The organism is Bacillus cereus, assembly GCF_002577405.1.
In the GTDB taxonomy this organism is placed as follows: domain Bacteria; phylum Bacillota; class Bacilli; order Bacillales; family Bacillaceae_G; genus Bacillus_A; species Bacillus_A cereus_AU.
On sequence record NZ_NULR01000027.1, the window covers coordinates 1 to 18689 of the forward strand.

Here is an 18689-nt window from a genome sequence, read left to right on the forward strand (position 1 = left end):
AGTAGGACGTCGCCAAGCAAAAACCTAAGTCGTTTCGACTTAGGTTTTTTTGTGTTTATTTTTATTTACCAAATGTCATAATCCATACATTTAATAAAGCTAAAGAAGAAAAGAGAATGAAATAGAGACTGTTTAAAATAATGGCAATGATTTTTTGTATTCCTGATTTTCCGAATGCCCCTAAAATAATACCTAAGATAGGAAACAGTATTTCTGCCATAAGTATACATTTTAAATAATGAGAGTAAAAATAATGGGATGGTATAAATAAGTATTCGATAATTACAGCAATTACTGCGATAGAGAAAAATAAATAGGATAATAGCACAGTTATTTTTTTCATGGTTATTCCTCCTTAGAAATTAAATCGTTATAATATAAGTTCTATTGATGTATAGAACACAAGAGTGTATATATTTTGATTAAAACATACTGAAGTACTATATAAACAGTTATATGTAAAATAGATCTCTAGAAATATATATTCTAATTTCCTTCCTTTCTTGCATATAGTTGCAATTCTCCTTTTGAATATAACTAAAACACGAACGTTATCAGTGGCTAATAAAAAAACATTCGATTATTTGTTGACATTGTTTATGAAATATTGTTAATATAGCCATAGAAACAATAATATATAAGACCTCATATAATCGCGGGGATATGGCCTGCAAGTCTCTACCTAACGACCGTTATTCGTTAGACTATGAGGGAAAGTCACTCGGTATTTTTCTATTCACAAGGGATACGTATGCCTGAGTAGAGCGCTTTCTCTCATAGTAAAAGAGAAACTGTTCTATTTCAGGCTTTTTTTATTTGAATCGGGGGGATTCTAATATGAAATCACTAGTTGGAGTCATAATGGGAAGCACGTCAGACTGGGAAACAATGAAATATGCTTGTGACATTTTAGATGAATTAAATATACCGTATGAGAAAAAAGTTGTATCCGCTCATCGGACTCCGGATTATATGTTTGAATATGCAGAGACAGCTCGTGAACGTGGATTGAAAGTTATTATTGCTGGAGCTGGCGGGGCAGCACATTTACCAGGAATGGTTGCAGCGAAGACGAATCTTCCTGTAATCGGAGTTCCAGTTCAATCAAAAGCGTTAAACGGCTTAGATTCATTATTATCCATCGTCCAAATGCCAGGAGGGGTTCCAGTTGCAACTGTTGCAATTGGTAAAGCTGGTTCAACAAATGCTGGTTTACTCGCTGCACAAATACTTGGATCATTCCATGATGACATACATGATGCATTAGAATTGAGAAGAGAAGCAATTGAAAAAGATGTGCGCGAAGGTAGTGAGCTAGTATGACGAGAATCATTTTACCTGGAAAAACAATCGGTATTATTGGAGGCGGCCAGCTAGGAAGAATGATGGCATTGGCAGCTAAGGAGATGGGATATAAAATTGCTGTTTTAGATCCTACAAAAAACTCACCATGTGCACAAGTTGCTGATATTGAAATTGTTGCATCATATGGCGATTTAAAAGCAATTCAGCATTTAGCAGAGATAAGTGATGTTGTCACATATGAATTTGAGAATATTGATTATAGATGTTTAAAATGGCTTGAAAAACATGCTTACTTACCGCAAGGCAGTCAGTTGTTAAGTAAAACGCAAAATCGTTTTACCGAAAAGAATGCAATTGAAAAGGCGGGATTACCAGTAGCAACGTATAGACTGGTTCAAAATCAGGAGCAGCTTACTGAAGCGATTGCTGAATTATCATTCCCTTCCGTCTTAAAAACGACGACAGGTGGATATGATGGGAAAGGGCAAGTGGTTTTAAGAAGTGAAGCTGATGTTGAGAAAGCACGAAACCTTGTGGATGAAGCGGAGTGCATTTTAGAGAAATGGGTGCCTTTTGAAAAAGAAGTATCAGTTATTGTAATTCGTAGTGTAAGTGGTGAAACGAAAGTGTTTCCAGTAGCAGAAAATATTCATGTAAATAATATTTTGCATGAATCAATCGTGCCAGCTCGCATTACAGAAGATCTTTCTCAAGAAGCAATTGCTTACGCAAAGGTGCTTGCGGATGAATTAGAGCTTGTGGGAACACTAGCGGTAGAGATGTTTGCTACAGCTAATGGTGAAATTTATATTAATGAATTAGCACCAAGGCCTCACAATTCAGGGCACTATACACAGGATGCATGTGAAACGAGTCAATTTGGCCAACATATTCGAGCAATCTGTAATTTACCTCTTGGAGAAACAAATTTGTTAAAACCAGTTGTCATGGTAAACATTTTAGGCGAACATATAGAAGGGGTCCTAGGACAAGTGAATAGATTAACCGGGTGCTATTTACACTTGTATGGAAAAGAAGAAGCAAAAGCGCAGCGGAAAATGGGGCACGTTAATATTTTAAATGATAATATTGAAGTCGCTCTAGAAAAAGCGAAGAGTTTGCATATTTGGGACCATCAAGAACAACTGTTGGAGGGAAAAAGATGATTAGTCGTTATACACGCCCTGAAATGGGTGCGATTTGGACGGAAGAGAACAAATTTAAAGCATGGTTAGAAGTTGAGATTTTAGCTTGTGAAGCATGGGCTGAGCTTGGCGATATTCCAAAAGAAGATGTGAAGAAAATTCGTGAACATGCATCATTTGATATTGAGCGCATTTATGAGATCGAAAAAGAAACACGTCATGATGTAGTTGCATTCACTCGTGCTGTATCAGAAACACCAGCATTAGGTGAGGAACGTAAATGGGTTCATTACGGTTTAACATCTACAGATGTAGTAGATACAGCGTTATCTTACATCTTAAAACAAGCGAATGAAATCATATTAAAAGACTTAGAAAACTTTGTAAGCATTTTAGCTAACAAAGCGAAAGAGCATAAATACACGATCATGATGGGAAGAACACATGGTGTTCATGCAGAACCAACGACATTTGGTTTAAAACTTGGTCTTTGGTATGAAGAAATGAAACGTAACGTAGAGCGTTTCAAACAAGCTGCTGATACAGTTCGTGTTGGTAAACTATCTGGTGCGGTTGGTACATATGCAAATATCGATCCATTCGTAGAAAAATTTGTTTGTGAAAACTTAGGATTAGAAGCAGCACCAATTTCAACACAAACATTGCAACGTGATCGTCATGCACACTACATGTCAACACTTGCACTAATCGCAACATCTATTGAAAAGATGGCGGTTGAGATTCGTGGTTTACAAAAGAGTGAAACACGTGAAGTTGAAGAGGCTTTCGCAAAAGGCCAAAAAGGTTCTTCTGCAATGCCACATAAACGTAATCCAATTGGCTCTGAAAATATGACTGGTTTAGCTCGTGTTATCCGCGGTTATATGATGACAGCTTATGAGAATGTTCCATTATGGCATGAGCGTGATATCTCTCACTCTTCTGCAGAACGCGTAATTTTACCAGATGCTACAATCGCGTTAAATTACATGTTAAATCGCTTTGGTAATATCGTTAAAAACTTAACTGTATACCCAGAGAATATGAAACGCAATATGACAAGAACATACGGCTTAATTTATTCTCAGCGCGTAATGCTTACGTTAATCGACAAAGGAATGGTACGTGAAGAAGCTTATGATATCGTACAGCCTAAAGCGATGGAAGCTTGGGAAACACAAGTACAATTTAAAGAACTTGTAGAAGCAGATGAGCGTATTACAAGCAAATTAACACAAGAAGAAATTAATGAATGCTTCAATTATGAGCATCATATGCAACACGTTGATACAATCTTTGAACGCCTTGGATTAAACGAAGCGTAAAATTTCATATGGCACAGAATAGAGTCATTCTGTGCCATTCTTTATAAAAATATTATTCACATTTTTCAAACTACAGGGGGCTTGCGAAATGCAAAAGCTAGAATTGCTGTATGAAGGTAAGGCAAAAAGAATTTATCGTACAGAATCAGCAGATATGGTTTGGGTAGAGTACAAAGATAGTGCGACTGCTTTCAATGGGGAGAAAAAAGAGACGATTACAGGAAAAGGTCGTTTGAACAATGAGATTACAACTTTATTGTTCAGAAAGTTACAAGAAGTAGGAATAAAAACACATTTTGTAGAGAAGTTATCTGAAACAGAGCAACTTGTTAAAAAAGTGAGTATTATTCCTCTAGAAGTTGTCACAAGAAATGTAATTGCAGGAAGCCTTTCAAAACGTTTAGGAATGGAAGAGGGAACTGTACTTGCAGAACCAATCGTAGAATTTTACTTCAAAGATGATGATTTAGGAGATCCGCTTGTAACGGAAGATCATATTCGTGTATTAAACGTTGCATCACCAGAGCAAGTAAGCGTATTACGAGATATGGCTCTACAAATCAATCAAGTGTTGATTGATCATTTCGCAAGCTGTCGTGTAAGATTAGTAGATTTTAAATTAGAGTTTGGTGTAACAGATGAAGGAGAAATCATTTTAGCGGATGAAATTTCACCGGACACTTGCCGTTTATGGGATGAAACGAGCAATGAAAAGTTTGATAAAGACGTATTCCGTCGTGATCTTGGAAATTTAACAGAAGCTTATGAAGAGATTTTAAAACGTTTAGGGGGAATTTCACATGTATAAAGTTAAGGTATATGTAACATTAAGAGAAAGTGTATTAGATCCACAAGGAACAGCAGTAAAAGGGGCACTTCATAGTCTTTCGTTTACAGAAGTACAAGACGTTCGAATCGGAAAGTACATGGAACTAACAATTGATAAATCAGTATCTGACCTTGACGCAAAGGTAAAGGAAATGTGTGAAAAACTATTAGCGAACGTTGTAATGGAAGACTTCCGTTATGAGGTTGAGGAGGTTGTCGCACAGTGAAATTTGCAGTAATAGTATTTCCAGGTTCGAACTGTGACGTTGATATGTTCCATGCAATTAAAGATGAGCTTGGCGAAGAAGTAGATTACGTTTGGCACGATACAGAGAATTTAGATGAATATGATGCAATTCTATTACCAGGTGGATTCTCTTACGGCGACTACTTACGCTGCGGTGCTATTTCTCGCTTTGCTAACGCAATGAAAGCAGTGCAAAAAGCTGCTGAGCAAGGAAAGCCGATTTTAGGTGTTTGTAATGGATTCCAGATTCTTGTTGAATCAGGATTACTACCAGGAGCGTTAATGAGAAACGAAAACTTAAAATTTATGTGCCGCACTGTTCAGTTGCGTGTTGAAAATAATGAAACGATGTTTACATCACAATATGAAAAAGGTGCAGTGATCAATATTCCAATCGCACATGGTGAGGGGAATTACTATTGTGATGAAGAAACTCTTAAAAGATTAGAAGAGAATAATCAAATTGCATTCCGTTATGTGGAAAATCCGAACGGAAGCGTTTCAGATATTGCTGGTATTGTAAACGAAAAAGGAAATGTTCTTGGTATGATGCCACATCCAGAGCGTGCTGTAGATGAATTACTTGGCGGTGCTGAAGGATTAAAAGTCTTTCAATCTATCTTAAAACAGTGGAGGGAAACATATGTCGTTAATGCTTGAACCAAATCCAACACAAATTAAAGAAGAGCGTATATATGCGGAAATGGGGCTAACAGACGAAGAGTTTGCCATGGTTGAAAAGATTTTAGGCCGTCTGCCAAATTATACAGAAACAGGATTATTCTCTGTAATGTGGTCTGAACATTGTAGTTATAAAAATTCAAAACCAGTTCTTCGCAAGTTCCCAACAACAGGTGAGCGCGTTCTGCAAGGACCTGGAGAAGGTGCTGGAATTGTAGATATCGGTGATAATCAAGCGGTTGTATTTAAAATGGAAAGTCATAACCATCCTTCTGCTATTGAGCCATATCAGGGGGCAGCAACAGGCGTTGGCGGTATTATCCGTGACGTATTCTCTATGGGGGCACGTCCAGTAGCTCTATTAAACTCACTTCGCTTTGGTGAATTACAATCACCACGTGTGAAATATTTATTCGAAGAAGTAGTAGCAGGAATTGCAGGATACGGTAACTGCATTGGTATTCCTACTGTTGGCGGCGAAGTACAATTTGATCCATGTTACGAAGGAAATCCACTTGTAAATGCAATGTGCGTAGGTTTAATTAATCATGAAGATATTAAAAAAGGGCAAGCGCACGGTGCTGGCAATACAGTAATGTACGTAGGAGCATCAACTGGTCGTGATGGTATTCACGGTGCAACATTCGCATCTGAAGAGCTATCTGAAAGCTCAGAAGCGAAACGTCCGGCAGTTCAAGTAGGGGATCCATTTATGGAGAAACTTCTTATTGAAGCTTGCTTAGAACTTATTCAGTCGGATGCACTTGTTGGAATTCAAGATATGGGAGCTGCCGGTTTAACTTCATCTTCTGCAGAAATGGCAAGTAAAGCAGGAATGGGTATTGAAATGTACTTAGATGATGTACCACAGCGTGAAACAGGAATGACACCATATGAAATGATGCTATCTGAATCACAAGAGCGTATGTTAATCGTTGTGAAAAAAGGTAGAGAGCAAGAAATAGTAGATTTATTCGAGAAGTATGGTCTTGCAGCAGTTACGATGGGGAAAGTAACAGAAGATAAAATGCTTCGTTTATTCCATAAAGGTGAAAAGGTAGCGGAAGTGCCAGCAGATGCTTTAGCAGAAGAAGCACCAATTTATCATAAGCCATCAAAAGAAGCAGCATACTTTGCTGAATTCCAAGCAATGAAAATGGAAACGCCAAAAGTAGAAGATTATAAAGAAACGTTATTTGCTTTATTACAGCAACCAACCATTGCAAGTAAAGAGTGGGTATATGATCAATATGATTATCAAGTACGCACAAGCACAGTTGTTACACCAGGTTCAGATGCAGCGGTTGTACGTGTACGCGGTACAGAAAAAGGATTAGCAATGACGACGGATTGTAATTCTCGTTACATTTATTTAGATCCAGAAATGGGCGGTAAAATTGCAGTAGCAGAGGCAGCACGTAATATCGTATGTTCTGGCGGGGAGCCGCTTGCAATTACAGATTGCTTAAACTTTGGTAACCCAGAAAAACCAGAGATCTTCTGGCAAATTGAAAAATCAGTAGACGGTATGAGTGAAGCTTGTCGCACATTACAAACGCCAGTTATCGGCGGAAACGTATCAATGTATAACGAACGTAGTGGCGAAGCTGTATATCCAACACCGACAGTTGGGATGGTCGGTCTTGTACACGATTTAAAACATGTAACAACACAAGAATTTAAGCAAGCTGGCGATTTAGTTTATGTAATCGGAGAGACGAAAGCTGAGTTTGGTGGAAGTGAATTACAGAAAATGATTCACGGTAAAATTTTCGGTCAATCACCAAGTATCGATCTAGATGTAGAATTAAAACGCCAAAAACAAGTACTAGAAGCAATTCAAGCTGGCCTTGTTCAATCTGCACATGATGTTGCTGAAGGTGGTTTAGCAGTTGCAATTTCAGAAAGTGCAATTGGTGCTAACGGTTTAGGTGCTACTGTGAAATTAGACGGAGAAGCAACAGCAGTATTATTTGCGGAATCACAATCTCGCTTCGTTATAACTGTAAAACGTGAAAATAAAGAAGCGTTTGAGAAAGTGGTAGAAGCAATTCAAGTTGGAGAAGTGACAAATACAAATGAAGTAACAATTCATAATGAAGAAAATGAAGTATTACTTACAGCAAATGTAGATGAGATGAGAAAGGCTTGGAAAGGGGCAATCCCATGCTTGCTGAAATAAAGGGGTTAAATGAAGAATGTGGCGTTTTTGGAATTTGGGGGCATGAAAATGCAGCACAAGTTTCGTACTACGGATTGCACAGTTTACAGCACCGTGGGCAAGAGGGCGCAGGCATTGTTGTAAATAATGGGGAAAAAATCATCGGTCACAAGGGGTTAGGTTTAATATCAGAAGTGTTTTCAAGAGGTGAGCTAGAAGGACTAAACGGAAAATCAGCAATTGGACACGTACGATATGCGACAGCAGGTGGAAGTGAAGTTGCTAACGTTCAACCATTATTATTCCGTTTTTCTGATCACAGTATGGCGCTAGCTCATAACGGAAATTTAATTAACGCAAAAATGCTTCGTCGTGAATTAGAGGCAGAAGGAAGTATTTTTCAAACAAGTTCAGATACAGAGGTACTTTTACATCTCATTAAACGTAGTACAAAAGATTCTTTAATCGAAAGTGTAAAAGAGGCTCTAAATAAAGTGAAAGGTGCGTTTGCATATCTTTTACTAACTGGAAATGAAATGATCGTTGCGCTAGACCCGAATGGGTTCCGTCCACTTTCAATTGGAAAGATGGGTGATGCTTACGTTGTAGCATCAGAAACATGTGCTTTCGATGTAGTAGGTGCAACATACATTCGTGATGTAGAACCTGGTGAATTAATTATCATTAATGATGAAGGAATTCACGTAGATCGTTTTACAAATGATGTAGATCATGCAATTTGTAGTATGGAATACATTTACTTTGCACGTCCGGATTCTAATATTGCAGGTATTAACGTTCATGCAGCACGTAAAAATATGGGGAAACGTTTAGCGGCAGAAGCTCCTATTGAAGCTGATGTTGTTACTGGTGTACCAGATTCTAGTATTTCAGCTGCGATCGGCTATGCCGAGGCAACAGGCATTCCGTATGAGTTAGGATTAATTAAAAATCGTTACGTTGGACGTACGTTTATTCAACCTTCTCAAGAACTGCGAGAGCAAGGGGTAAAGATGAAGCTTTCCGCAGTAAGAGGTGTAGTTGAAGGAAAACGAGTTGTTATGATTGACGATTCTATCGTAAGAGGAACAACAAGTAAGCGAATTGTTCGTATGCTTCGCGAGGCTGGAGCGACAGAGGTTCATGTAAGAATCGCTTCACCACCTCTTAAGTATCCATGTTTCTATGGCATTGATATTCAAACGAGAAAAGAATTAATTGCAGCAAATCATACAGTAGAAGAAATCCGTGAAATGATCGGTGCAGATTCTTTAACATTTTTAAGCGAAGATGGATTAGTAGATGCAATTGGACGTCCGTATGAAGGGAAATATGGCGGCCTATGTATGGCTTACTTTAATGGGGACTATCCGACAGCTCTTTATGATTATGAGCAAGAGCTTTTAGAAAGCATGAAATAAGAAGAAAAAAGCTTCTACATGATTTTGTGTAGAAGCTAGCTTCTTTCTTAAGATAGCCCGTCCTGGATGGGGAGAAATTAAAAGACGAGGTGTAAATAACGATGGCGAATGCATATAAGCAAGCAGGAGTAGATATTGAAGCTGGATATGAAGCGGTATCTCGCATGAAAAAACACGTACAAACAACAATGAGAAAAGAAGTACTAGGCGGTTTAGGCGGTTTTGGAGGTATGTTTGATCTATCAAAATTTGCATTAGAAGAACCTGTATTAGTATCTGGAACAGATGGCGTGGGAACGAAATTGATGCTCGCTTTTATGGCAGATAAGCATGACACAATTGGTATTGATGCAGTAGCAATGTGTGTAAATGATATTGTTGTCCAAGGAGCAGAACCGCTTTTCTTCCTTGATTATATTGCTTGTGGTAAAGCTGAACCTAGTAAAATTGAAAACATCGTCAAAGGTATATCAGAGGGCTGTCGCCAAGCTGGTTGTGCATTAATTGGTGGAGAAACAGCTGAAATGCCAGGAATGTATTCGACGGAAGAGTACGATTTAGCTGGTTTTACAGTTGGAATTGTTGATAAAAAGAAAATTGTAACAGGTGAAAAGATTGAAGCTGGTCACGTATTAATTGGCTTAGCATCTAGCGGTATTCATAGTAACGGCTATTCTTTAGTACGAAAAGTATTACTAGAAGATGGAGAACTATCTTTAGAGCGTATTTACGGACGCTTAGAACTACCTCTTGGTGAAGAATTATTAAAACCAACGAAAATTTATGTCAAACCTATTTTAGAACTATTGAAGAAACATGAAGTATACGGTATGGCGCATATTACAGGTGGTGGATTCATTGAAAATATTCCACGTATGTTGCCAGAAGGAATCGGTGCTGAGATTGAACTAGGAGCTTGGGAAATTCAGCCGATCTTCAGTTTACTTCAAGAAGTTGGGAAACTAGAAGAGAAAGAAATGTTCAATATTTTTAACATGGGTATTGGTATGGTAGTAGCGGTGAAGGAAGAAGATGCAAAAGATGTTGTTCGTCTTCTTGAAGAGCAAGGAGAAACAGCTCGTATTATTGGACGTACTGTACAAGGTGCTGGTGTTACCTTTAACGGGGGCACAGAACTATGAGTAGATTAGCAGTTTTTGCTTCTGGAAGCGGATCTAACTTTCAATCTCTCGTTAATGCGATAGAAGAAAAAAGGTTGGATGCAGATATTAGTTTACTAGTATGTGATAAACCAGAGGCACGTGTTATTGGACGGGCACATTATCATCATATTCCGTGTTTCGCCTTTTCAGCGAAAGCATATGAGTCAAAAGAAGCATTTGAAAAAGAGATATTAAAGAAGCTAGAAGAGTATGAAATTGATTATGTTATTTTAGCTGGATATATGCGTTTAATTGGGCCAACTTTACTAGAGGCGTACGGCGGGAAGATTATTAATATTCATCCATCGCTACTACCGAGTTTTCCGGGTAAAGATGCTGTCGGTCAAGCGTTAGAAGCAGGAGTGAAAGTAACTGGAGTAACAATTCATTATGTAGATGCAGGTATGGATACAGGTCCAATTATTGCGCAAGAAGCAGTAGCTGTTTCTGAAGGGGATACGAGAGAAAGCTTACAAAAGAAAATTCAACAAGTGGAACATCAATTATACGTAAATACAGTGAATCAAATTGTTCAGTCTGTGAAAGAACCAACTGTTAACTAACATACAACTAGGGGTGAAGGGTCAATGAAAAAGCGTGCATTAGTAAGTGTTTCAGATAAAACAGGAGTAGTAGAATTTGTTAAAGGATTACTTGAACAAGGAATCGAAGTTATTTCAACAGGTGGTACGAAAAAATTGCTAGAAGAAAACGGTTTACAAGTAATCGGTATTTCTGAAGTAACTGGTTTCCCAGAAATTATGGATGGCCGTGTAAAAACATTACATCCAAATATTCATGGTGGTCTATTAGCGGTTCGTGATAATGAAACACATGTAGCGCAAATGAATGAACTAGGCATTCAAGCAATTGATTTTGTTGTTGTTAACTTATATCCATTCAAAGAAACAATCGCTAAGCCTGATGTAACATTTGCTGATGCAATTGAAAATATTGATATCGGTGGCCCAACAATGATTCGCTCTGCTGCGAAAAATCATAAATTTGTATCAGTAATTGTAGATCCAGTAGATTATGATGTTGTATTAGCAGAACTGAAAGAAAACGGCGAAGTAGAAGAAGAAACGAAACGTAAATTAGCAGCGAAAGTATTCCGTCATACAGCAGCTTATGATGCGCTAATTTCTAATTACTTAACAGAACAAATGGGTGAAGAAAGTCCTGAAACATTAACTGTGACATTTGAGAAAAAACAGGATTTACGTTATGGAGAGAACCCACATCAAAAAGCTACTTTCTATAAAGCACCATTTGCTGCAACTTCTTCTGTTGCATATGCAGAACAATTGCACGGAAAAGAATTATCTTATAACAATATTAATGATGCAGATGCAGCGCTTAGCATCGTTAAAGAATTTACAGAACCAGCAGTAGTAGCGGTAAAACATATGAATCCATGTGGCGTTGGAGTAGGTACTGATATTCATGAAGCATACACACGTGCTTATGAGGCAGATCCAGTATCAATTTTTGGCGGTATTATTGCAGCGAATCGTGAAATTGACAAAGCTACAGCTGAAAAATTACATGAAATTTTCTTAGAAATTGTCATCGCGCCTTCGTTCTCACAAGAAGCTTTAGAAGTGTTGCAAAATAAGAAAAATTTACGTTTATTAACTGTAAATATTGAAAAAGCGACAAGTGCAAGCAAAAAACTAACTTCTGTACAAGGTGGTCTTCTCGTTCAAGAGGAAGATACGTTATCATTAGATGAAAGTACAATTTCAATTCCGACGAAACGTGAACCGTCAGAGCAAGAGTGGAAAGATTTAAAACTAGCTTGGAAAGTTGTAAAACATGTGAAATCCAACGCAATTGTGTTAGCGAATGATAACATGACAGTTGGTGTAGGTGCAGGACAGATGAACCGTGTAGGTTCTGCAAAAATCGCAATTACACAAGCTGGCGAAAAGGCACAAGGTAGCGCACTTGCATCTGATGCTTTCTTCCCAATGCCAGATACAGTGGAAGAAGCAGCAAAAGCGGGAATTACAGCAATCATCCAACCAGGTGGATCAATTCGTGACGAAGATTCTATTAAAATGGCAGATGAGTATGGGATTGCGATGGTGTTCACTGGCGTACGTCATTTCAAACATTAATAGAGTAATTTTAGAAAAAGCAAACTAGGAGCATAGCTTCTAGTTTGTACTTATTTAATTATTGGGGGATGAAATATGAATGTTTTAGTAATTGGCCGCGGTGGTCGTGAGCATGCTTTAGCTTGGAAGTTTGCACAATCTGAAAAGGTAGAAAAGGTGTATGTAGCACCAGGTAATGAAGGTATGCGAGATGTTGCAACACCAGTTGATATTGATGAAAATGATTTTGATGCATTAGTCTTATTTGCCAAAGAGAATAATGTTGAATTAACTTTCGTTGGACCAGAAATTCCACTTATGAATGGAATTGTTGATCGTTTTAAAGAAGAGGGACTTCGCGTATTTGGTCCGAATAAAGCGGCTGCTGTTATTGAAGGTAGTAAAGCTTTTACGAAAGAATTGATGAAAAAATATGATATTCCAACTGCCGAATACGAAACTTTTACAGATTATGAAGAAGCAGTACAGTACATTCAAAAAGTTGGTGCACCAATCGTTATTAAGGCAGACGGCTTAGCTGCTGGTAAAGGTGTAACAGTAGCAATGACACTTGAAGAGGCATTACAGGCTACAAAAGAGATGCTACAAGATGTGAAATTCGGCGAAGCAAGCAAGAAGGTCGTTATTGAAGAATTTTTAGATGGACAAGAATTTTCATTAATGGCATTTGTAAATGGAACAACTGTACATCCGATGGTAATTGCTCAAGATCATAAACGAGCTTTTGATGGTGATAAAGGTCCGAATACAGGCGGAATGGGCGCATATTCTCCAGTACCACAAATTCCAGAATCAGCAGTTCAAGAAGCGATTGAAACGGTATTACACCCAACTGCTAAAGCGATGATTCAAGAAAATCGTTCGTTTACAGGTATTTTATACGCAGGTCTTATTTTAACAAATGATGGTCCAAAGGTAATTGAATTTAATGCACGATTTGGTGATCCTGAAACGGAAGTTGTATTACCTCGCTTAGAAAACGATTTAGTTGATGTATGTAACGCTGTATTAGATGAAAGTGAACTAACGTTACAATGGTCAAAAGAAGCAGTTATCGGTGTTGTACTTGCTTCGAAAGGATATCCAGAGGCGTATAAAAAAGGTGATATTATTAGCGGGCTAGATGCATTGCAAGATGTGATTGTTTTCCATGCGGGTACAGTGATGAAACATGGTGACTTTGTAACAAACGGTGGCCGTGTATTATTTGTTGCTTGCAAGGCGAATAGTTTACAAGAAGCAAAGGATAAAGTATATAAAGAAATCGGTAAAATTGAGAGTGACGGTCTATTTTATCGAAGTGATATAGGATATCGTGCAATTGGGCATGAGATGACGAGAAGCTAATATGTAAAAAATCCCGCTGATTTCTCAGCGGGATTTTTATGCATCTTTATCTTTTTTCAATTTTCCTTTTTGCTTTGCCATTTCTCGAAGTAAATACTCGATGTGTGCATTGACGCTACGAAACTCATCATTCGCCCATTTTTCGATGACTGCGTGTAATTCAGGATCAATACGTAATGGAAAGCTTTTCTTTTTAGCCATAATTATTTACAACCTTTTAGTATAGGCTTCCTGTATTAATAACTGGTTGCGCACCTTTATCTGAAACGATGGCAACTAATAAGTTGTTTACCATATTTGCTTTACGCTCGTCATCTAATTCAAGCACGCCTTCTTCATCTAACATATGGATTGAATCTTTGGCCATCTTCACAGCACCTTCAACAATCTCTTTTCTAGCAGCTAATACTGCTTTTGCTTGTTGACGTTGTAACATTGCATGGGCAATTTCTGTTGCGTAAGCTAAATGCGTTAAACGAGTTTCTAATACTTCTACACCAGCAATTTCAAGACGCGCTTCTAATTCGCGTTTTAGCTCTTCTGAAATTTCCTCAGTATTTCCACGTAACGTAATACAAGTTTCATCTTGGAAATTATCATAAGGATATTTTGTTGCAACGTGGCGGATGGCTGTTTCACTTTGGATTTCTACGAATCGATCGTAATGCTCAACACCAAACATTGCTTTTGCAGAATCAACCACTTTATATACGATAACAGCTGCAATTTCAATTGGATTTCCCTCAACATCATTTACTTTTAATTTCTTACTGTTAAAGTTTTCAACGCGTAAAGATACAGTTTGACGGAATGCGAATGGAATTGTTAAAAATAAACCGTTTTGACGAATTGTTCCTAAATAATTACCGAAAAACGTAATGACTTTCGCTTGGTTCGGTTGAACGATACCAATACCCGTCGCGAGAACCGCAGCTACAATAATAGTTAATGCTGCTACTATAAAAATTTCTTGCACAAGGCAAAATACACCGATAGCAGCTAAAATGAGGATCCCGATAATGCCGAGAAATCCATTAACATAAAATACTTGTTTCTCTTTCATATGATCGCCTCCTTGATATAAAAATGATATCACTTTTATATCATTTTAAGCAAGGGGTTTAAACCTAATTTTCTGAATTTTATTTATTGATATCTTTTATGTACGTTTTAGGGTTAAAAATAAGAATGTACGTTCTGTTTCGTGGTAAAATAAAGAAGACTTAACCGCCCACTGCAGCAGCTAAGTCTCTTTGAGAGCATCTTGCGTCGTGACAAATGATTCAAAGCGGTTTTGCCAGGATTATATCTTCAATCGCTGACTCAATCTCTTTGTCAGAAGCGTCATAACTTCCATTTGACTGTGGTTTGTCATGATTGGAAGTTTGATTCACTTCTTCTTTAGCATGTCCTTTTTCAGCAAAATTCATGCTAGGCATTTTAAATGCGCCCATACTCATGAATTTTCCAAATTTACATACTTCAGCAATAGGGCAGAAACGAACAATCCCCTCTGCAATTTTCATTGCACCAAACCATAGTAAAACTTTAGACCAAGTGCACCACGGTTTGCGTACGAGTTTAGCGGTACTACAACCGAAGAGGATAAGTCCGAGTGTGATTCGAATTAGAGCATTGATTGTACCGATGTTTTGCTTCATTTGAAAAACACTCCTTTTTGATGAACTTCGAAATAGCAAATACTATTTCTTTTATTAGTATCCCGTGTGCTTTTGATGATATGTAATCCAACATTTGACGTTAAAAAAGATGTTGGAATGGGCGTGTGTGTAAGTAGCTTTTTTTGTTATAATGAAAGAATGCATAAAAGGAAGTTCAAAGTTAAATCCTCCCGTTTGAAAAAATATGGAAGAGGGAATTCCAAACTTAATTCTCCGTTTTAAACAAATATTTAAGATGAAGTTAAAAAAATCCTGATAAAAATAAACTGTTATTTTGAACAGAAGTATATAAATAGAGAAAAGAAAGGGTGTTTTCATGTACGATATTTCCGGGTGGAAACATGTATTTAAGCTTGATCCAAATAAGGAGTTAAGCGATGAACATTTAGAAATGATTTGTGAGTCTGGAACAGATGCTGTTATTGTAGGCGGAAGTGATGGCGTAACAATTGATAATGTATTACACATGCTAGTTAGCATTCGTAGATATGCAGTTCCTTGTGTGTTAGAGGTTTCTGATGTGGAAGCAATTACACCAGGATTTGATTTTTATTACATCCCAAGCGTTTTAAATAGCCGAAAAGTAGAATGGATAACAGGTGTTCATCACGAAGCATTGAAAGAATTTGGGGATATTATGGACTGGGACGAAATTTTCATGGAAGGATATTGTGTTTTAAATCCAGAAGCGAAAGTAGCCCAACTTACAGATGCAAAATGTGATTTAACAGAAGATGACGTTATTGCATATGCTCGTTTAGCAGACAAGCTATTACATTTACCGATATTCTATTTAGAATATAGCGGTACGTATGGAGATATTGAACTTGTTAAAAATGTAAAAGCACAATTGAAACAAGCTAAACTATATTATGGCGGTGGTATTTCTAATGCAGAACAAGCGAAAGAAATGGCACAGTATGCTGATACAGTAGTTGTTGGAAACGTTATTTATGATGATATAAAAGCTGCGTTAAAAACAGTTAAAGCAGTAAAAGGAGAGTAGGTGCAGGCGCATATGAGTATGACAGATAAGTTATTAAATGGACTAAATCCACAGCAACAAAAAGCAGTACAAACAACGAGCGGACCGCTTTTATTAATGGCAGGTGCAGGTAGTGGTAAAACACGTGTGTTAACACATCGTATTGCGTATTTACTTGGTGAAAAAGGTGTAGCACCATGGAATGTACTAGCTATTACCTTTACAAATAAAGCTGCTCGTGAAATGCGCGAGCGTATTGATACGCTTGTCGGACCAGAAGCAGAAGATATTTGGATTTCTACGTTCCACTCTATGTGCGTACGTATTTTACGACGTGATATCGACCGCATTGGGATTAATCGTAACTTTACGATTTTAGATGCAGGTGATCAGTTAACTGTAGTAAAAAAAATTATGAAAGAGCGCAATATTGATCCGAAAAAGTTTGAGCCGCGCTCTATTTTAGCGGGTATTAGTAATGCAAAAAATGAACTGCTATCTGCAGATAAATATGCAAAAAAAATTACAATCGCTGATCCATATGAAAAATTAACGAGCGATGTATATACAGAATATCAAAAACGACTTTTGAAAAATAACTCATTAGACTTTGATGATTTAATTATGACAACGATTCAGCTATTTGAACGTGTACCAGAAGTACTAGAGTTTTATCAGCGCAAATTCCAATATATTCACGTTGATGAGTATCAAGATACGAACAAAGCGCAGTACCTTCTTGTTAAACATTTGGCGGCACGTTTTAAAAATCTTTGTGTTGTAGGTGACTCAGATCAGTCTATTTACCGCTGGCGTGGTGCTGATATTTCTAACATTTTGTCATTCGAAAAAGACTATGAGAATGCGCAAGTAATTTTGTTAGAACAAAATTACCGTTCATCACAAAATATTTTGAATGCAGCGAATGCTGTTATTGAAAAAAATTCAAACCGTAAACCGAAGAAATTATGGACAGACAATCAAGTTGGAAGCAAAATCTCGTATTATCGTGCTGCAACGGAAAAGGACGAAGCATATTTTGTTGCGAAAAAAATTCGTGACGATATTCAAATGGGGAAGCGAAAATATACTGATTTTGCAGTATTATATCGTACGAATGCCCAGTCTCGTATGGTCGAGGAGATTTTCCTGAAATCCAATATTCCTTACAAAATTGTCGGCGGTACGAAGTTCTACGACCGTAAAGAGATTAAAGACATTTTAGCGTACTTACGTTTAATTGGGAATCCAGATGATGAGATTAGTTTTGCGCGTATTATTAACATGCCAAAGCGCGGGATTGGTGCTACTTCTATCGATAAAATTATTAATTACGGTGTGCAAAACGGAATTTCATTAACTGCTGTATTTGATGAGATTGAGCATGTTGGTGTAAGTGCAAAAATAACAAAGGCAGTAAAAGAATTCGCAAGCTTATTACACAATTGGGTAAATATGCAAGAGTATTTATCTGTTACAGAACTAGTAGAAGAAGTTATTGAAAAAACAGGCTATCGCGAGATGTTGAAAAATGAGCGTTCTTTAGAAGCAGAAGGCCGTTTAGAAAACTTAGATGAGTTTTTATCTGTTACGCAAACATTCGAATCTCAAAGTGAAGATAAGAGCCTTGTTGCATTCTTAACAGACTTAGCTCTTGTTGCTGATATTGATCGTGTAGATGAAGATCCAACTGCTGGTGAAGAAGTTATTTTAATGACGATGCACTCAGCAAAAGGATTGGAGTTCCCAGTTGTCTTTATCGTTGGCTTAGAGGAAGGGATATTCCCTCATACGCGTTCTCTTATGGAAGAAGATGAAATGCAAGAAGAGCGTCGTCTTGCTTATGTAGGTATTACTCGTGCAGAAGAAGAGTTATACTTATCGAATGCGCAAATGCGCACTTTATTTGGTAGAACGAGTATGAATGCAGCATCTCGATTTATTACAGAAATTCCGGCAGAATTAGTGGAACCATTAAACGAAACAACACCGAAGCGTGAAACTTCGTTTGGTACAAAAGGAAGAACGACAACAAGCGCAACGACAACACGTTCTCGTTCAGCTTTCGTGCGTCCGGCTGTTAAGACAACAGGTGGCGAGCAAATTGGCTGGGCAGTAGGCGATAAAGCTTCTCATCAGAAGTGGGGAGTCGGTACAGTTGTAAGTGTAAAAGGTGAAGGTGATGCAAAAGAGTTAGATATTGCGTTCCCGAGCCCAATTGGTGTTAAACGTTTATTAGCAAAATTTGCACCTGTGACGAAACAATAGGAAAGGAA

18 protein-coding genes and 1 riboswitch are annotated in these 18689 nt (G+C 37.7%); of the genes, 14 read left to right on the forward strand and 4 right to left on the reverse strand.

The features are described from left to right. Positions 1-61: 61 nt before the first annotated feature. Positions 62-343: a hypothetical protein gene (locus tag COC96_RS24850; RefSeq protein ID WP_098769573.1), complete on the reverse strand. Its 282-nt coding sequence runs from the start codon at positions 341-343 to the stop codon at positions 62-64. 282 nt (positions 344-625) lie between these two features. Beyond that, positions 626-727: riboswitch (purine riboswitch) on the forward strand. Between the two features lie 110 nt (positions 728-837). Between COC96_RS24850 and purE the strand changes: the two genes are divergently transcribed. The 12 genes from purE to purD all read left to right on the forward strand — a co-directional run bounded on the left by purE (position 838) and on the right by purD (position 13746). Further along, the gene (purE, locus tag COC96_RS24855) at positions 838-1323 is read left to right on the forward strand and encodes a 5-(carboxyamino)imidazole ribonucleotide mutase (RefSeq protein WP_000839367.1); all 486 of its coding nucleotides are present in this window, start codon (positions 838-840) and stop codon (positions 1321-1323) included. Beyond that, positions 1320-2471, forward strand: a complete 1152-nt coding sequence (gene purK, locus COC96_RS24860) for a 5-(carboxyamino)imidazole ribonucleotide synthase (RefSeq protein ID WP_098269740.1) — start codon at positions 1320-1322, stop codon at positions 2469-2471. Before purE ends, purK begins: the two co-directional genes overlap by 4 nt. Next, positions 2468-3775, forward strand: coding sequence for an adenylosuccinate lyase (gene purB, locus COC96_RS24865; protein WP_000625689.1), 1308 nt, complete (start codon positions 2468-2470; stop codon positions 3773-3775). The genes purK and purB overlap by 4 nt, the downstream gene beginning before the upstream one ends. Before the next feature lie 88 nt (positions 3776-3863). Then, a complete protein-coding gene (gene purC, locus COC96_RS24870; RefSeq protein WP_001170543.1) occupies positions 3864-4583 on the forward strand; it encodes a phosphoribosylaminoimidazolesuccinocarboxamide synthase in 720 nt (239 codons plus the stop codon). Next, entirely contained in the window at positions 4576-4830 is a 255-nt protein-coding gene (gene purS, locus COC96_RS24875) for a phosphoribosylformylglycinamidine synthase subunit PurS (RefSeq protein WP_000278820.1), read from the forward strand. Before purC ends, purS begins: the two co-directional genes overlap by 8 nt. After that, positions 4827-5510, forward strand: a complete 684-nt coding sequence (gene purQ / locus COC96_RS24880; protein ID WP_000666781.1) for a phosphoribosylformylglycinamidine synthase subunit PurQ — start codon at positions 4827-4829, stop codon at positions 5508-5510. The genes purS and purQ overlap by 4 nt, the downstream gene beginning before the upstream one ends. Beyond that, positions 5494-7713 (forward strand): phosphoribosylformylglycinamidine synthase II, encoded by a 2220-nt coding sequence (purL, locus tag COC96_RS24885; RefSeq protein ID WP_098269739.1) that lies wholly within the window; start codon positions 5494-5496, stop codon positions 7711-7713. The genes purQ and purL overlap by 17 nt, the downstream gene beginning before the upstream one ends. Next, positions 7698-9113, forward strand: coding sequence for an amidophosphoribosyltransferase (purF, locus tag COC96_RS24890; RefSeq protein WP_098269738.1), 1416 nt, complete (start codon positions 7698-7700; stop codon positions 9111-9113). The genes purL and purF overlap by 16 nt, the downstream gene beginning before the upstream one ends. 101 nt (positions 9114-9214) lie before the next feature. Next, on the forward strand, positions 9215-10255 hold the full coding sequence (gene purM, locus COC96_RS24895) for a phosphoribosylformylglycinamidine cyclo-ligase (protein ID WP_098769574.1): 1041 nt from the start codon (positions 9215-9217) through the stop codon (positions 10253-10255). Beyond that, positions 10252-10839: a phosphoribosylglycinamide formyltransferase gene (gene purN / locus COC96_RS24900; protein ID WP_098769576.1), complete on the forward strand. Its 588-nt coding sequence runs from the start codon at positions 10252-10254 to the stop codon at positions 10837-10839. Before purM ends, purN begins: the two co-directional genes overlap by 4 nt. Before the next feature lie 24 nt (positions 10840-10863). Further along, the gene (purH, locus tag COC96_RS24905) at positions 10864-12399 is read left to right on the forward strand and encodes a bifunctional phosphoribosylaminoimidazolecarboxamide formyltransferase/IMP cyclohydrolase (RefSeq protein WP_098269735.1); all 1536 of its coding nucleotides are present in this window, start codon (positions 10864-10866) and stop codon (positions 12397-12399) included. Between the two features lie 75 nt (positions 12400-12474). Next, the gene (gene purD, locus COC96_RS24910; protein WP_097904993.1) at positions 12475-13746 is read left to right on the forward strand and encodes a phosphoribosylamine--glycine ligase; all 1272 of its coding nucleotides are present in this window, start codon (positions 12475-12477) and stop codon (positions 13744-13746) included. Positions 13747-13782: 36 nt separating this feature from the next. On the opposite strand, the gene COC96_RS24915 is transcribed toward purD, so the two are convergent. From COC96_RS24915 to COC96_RS24925, 3 genes are all read right to left on the reverse strand, one after another. Continuing rightward, positions 13783-13947, reverse strand: coding sequence for a toxin-antitoxin system HicB family antitoxin (locus COC96_RS24915; protein ID WP_001085171.1), 165 nt, complete (start codon positions 13945-13947; stop codon positions 13783-13785). 16 nt (positions 13948-13963) lie between these two features. Then, entirely contained in the window at positions 13964-14809 is an 846-nt protein-coding gene (locus COC96_RS24920; protein ID WP_098769577.1) for an SPFH domain-containing protein, read from the reverse strand. A 220-nt stretch (positions 14810-15029) separates the two neighbouring features. Further along, the gene (locus COC96_RS24925; RefSeq protein ID WP_000812335.1) at positions 15030-15407 is read right to left on the reverse strand and encodes a YgaP family membrane protein; all 378 of its coding nucleotides are present in this window, start codon (positions 15405-15407) and stop codon (positions 15030-15032) included. Positions 15408-15744: 337 nt separating this feature from the next. Here COC96_RS24925 and COC96_RS24930 point away from each other — a divergent pair, with 337 nt between their 5' ends. Both COC96_RS24930 and pcrA read left to right on the forward strand, forming a co-directional pair. Beyond that, a complete protein-coding gene (locus tag COC96_RS24930; RefSeq protein ID WP_098269732.1) occupies positions 15745-16434 on the forward strand; it encodes a heptaprenylglyceryl phosphate synthase in 690 nt (229 codons plus the stop codon). A 12-nt stretch (positions 16435-16446) separates the two neighbouring features. After that, positions 16447-18681: a DNA helicase PcrA gene (pcrA, locus tag COC96_RS24935; protein ID WP_142340038.1), complete on the forward strand. Its 2235-nt coding sequence runs from the start codon at positions 16447-16449 to the stop codon at positions 18679-18681. Positions 18682-18689: the final 8 nt, after the last annotated feature.

What these genes read in the sequence shown, in the direction of transcription:
- purS (WP_000278820.1), top strand. Translation starts at nt 4,576, where the DNA reads ATGTATAAAGTTAAGGTATATGTAACATTAAGAGAAAGTGTATTAGAT.
- purH (WP_098269735.1), top strand. Translation starts at nt 10,864, where the DNA reads ATGAAAAAGCGTGCATTAGTAAGTGTTTCAGATAAAACAGGAGTAGTA.
- COC96_RS24850 (WP_098769573.1), bottom strand. Translation starts at nt 343, where the DNA reads ATGAAAAAAATAACTGTGCTATTATCCTATTTATTTTTCTCTATCGCA.
- COC96_RS24915 (WP_001085171.1), bottom strand. Translation starts at nt 13,947, where the DNA reads ATGGCTAAAAAGAAAAGCTTTCCATTACGTATTGATCCTGAATTACAC.
- purN (WP_098769576.1), top strand. Translation starts at nt 10,252, where the DNA reads ATGAGTAGATTAGCAGTTTTTGCTTCTGGAAGCGGATCTAACTTTCAA.
- pcrA (WP_142340038.1), top strand. Translation starts at nt 16,447, where the DNA reads ATGAGTATGACAGATAAGTTATTAAATGGACTAAATCCACAGCAACAA.
- purE (WP_000839367.1), top strand. Translation starts at nt 838, where the DNA reads ATGAAATCACTAGTTGGAGTCATAATGGGAAGCACGTCAGACTGGGAA.
- purC (WP_001170543.1), top strand. Translation starts at nt 3,864, where the DNA reads ATGCAAAAGCTAGAATTGCTGTATGAAGGTAAGGCAAAAAGAATTTAT.
- purB (WP_000625689.1), top strand. Translation starts at nt 2,468, where the DNA reads ATGATTAGTCGTTATACACGCCCTGAAATGGGTGCGATTTGGACGGAA.
- COC96_RS24930 (WP_098269732.1), top strand. Translation starts at nt 15,745, where the DNA reads ATGTACGATATTTCCGGGTGGAAACATGTATTTAAGCTTGATCCAAAT.
- purD (WP_097904993.1), top strand. Translation starts at nt 12,475, where the DNA reads ATGAATGTTTTAGTAATTGGCCGCGGTGGTCGTGAGCATGCTTTAGCT.
- purM (WP_098769574.1), top strand. Translation starts at nt 9,215, where the DNA reads ATGGCGAATGCATATAAGCAAGCAGGAGTAGATATTGAAGCTGGATAT.
- purL (WP_098269739.1), top strand. Translation starts at nt 5,494, where the DNA reads ATGTCGTTAATGCTTGAACCAAATCCAACACAAATTAAAGAAGAGCGT.
- COC96_RS24920 (WP_098769577.1), bottom strand. Translation starts at nt 14,809, where the DNA reads ATGAAAGAGAAACAAGTATTTTATGTTAATGGATTTCTCGGCATTATC.
- purF (WP_098269738.1), top strand. Translation starts at nt 7,698, where the DNA reads ATGCTTGCTGAAATAAAGGGGTTAAATGAAGAATGTGGCGTTTTTGGA.
- purK (WP_098269740.1), top strand. Translation starts at nt 1,320, where the DNA reads ATGACGAGAATCATTTTACCTGGAAAAACAATCGGTATTATTGGAGGC.
- COC96_RS24925 (WP_000812335.1), bottom strand. Translation starts at nt 15,407, where the DNA reads ATGAAGCAAAACATCGGTACAATCAATGCTCTAATTCGAATCACACTC.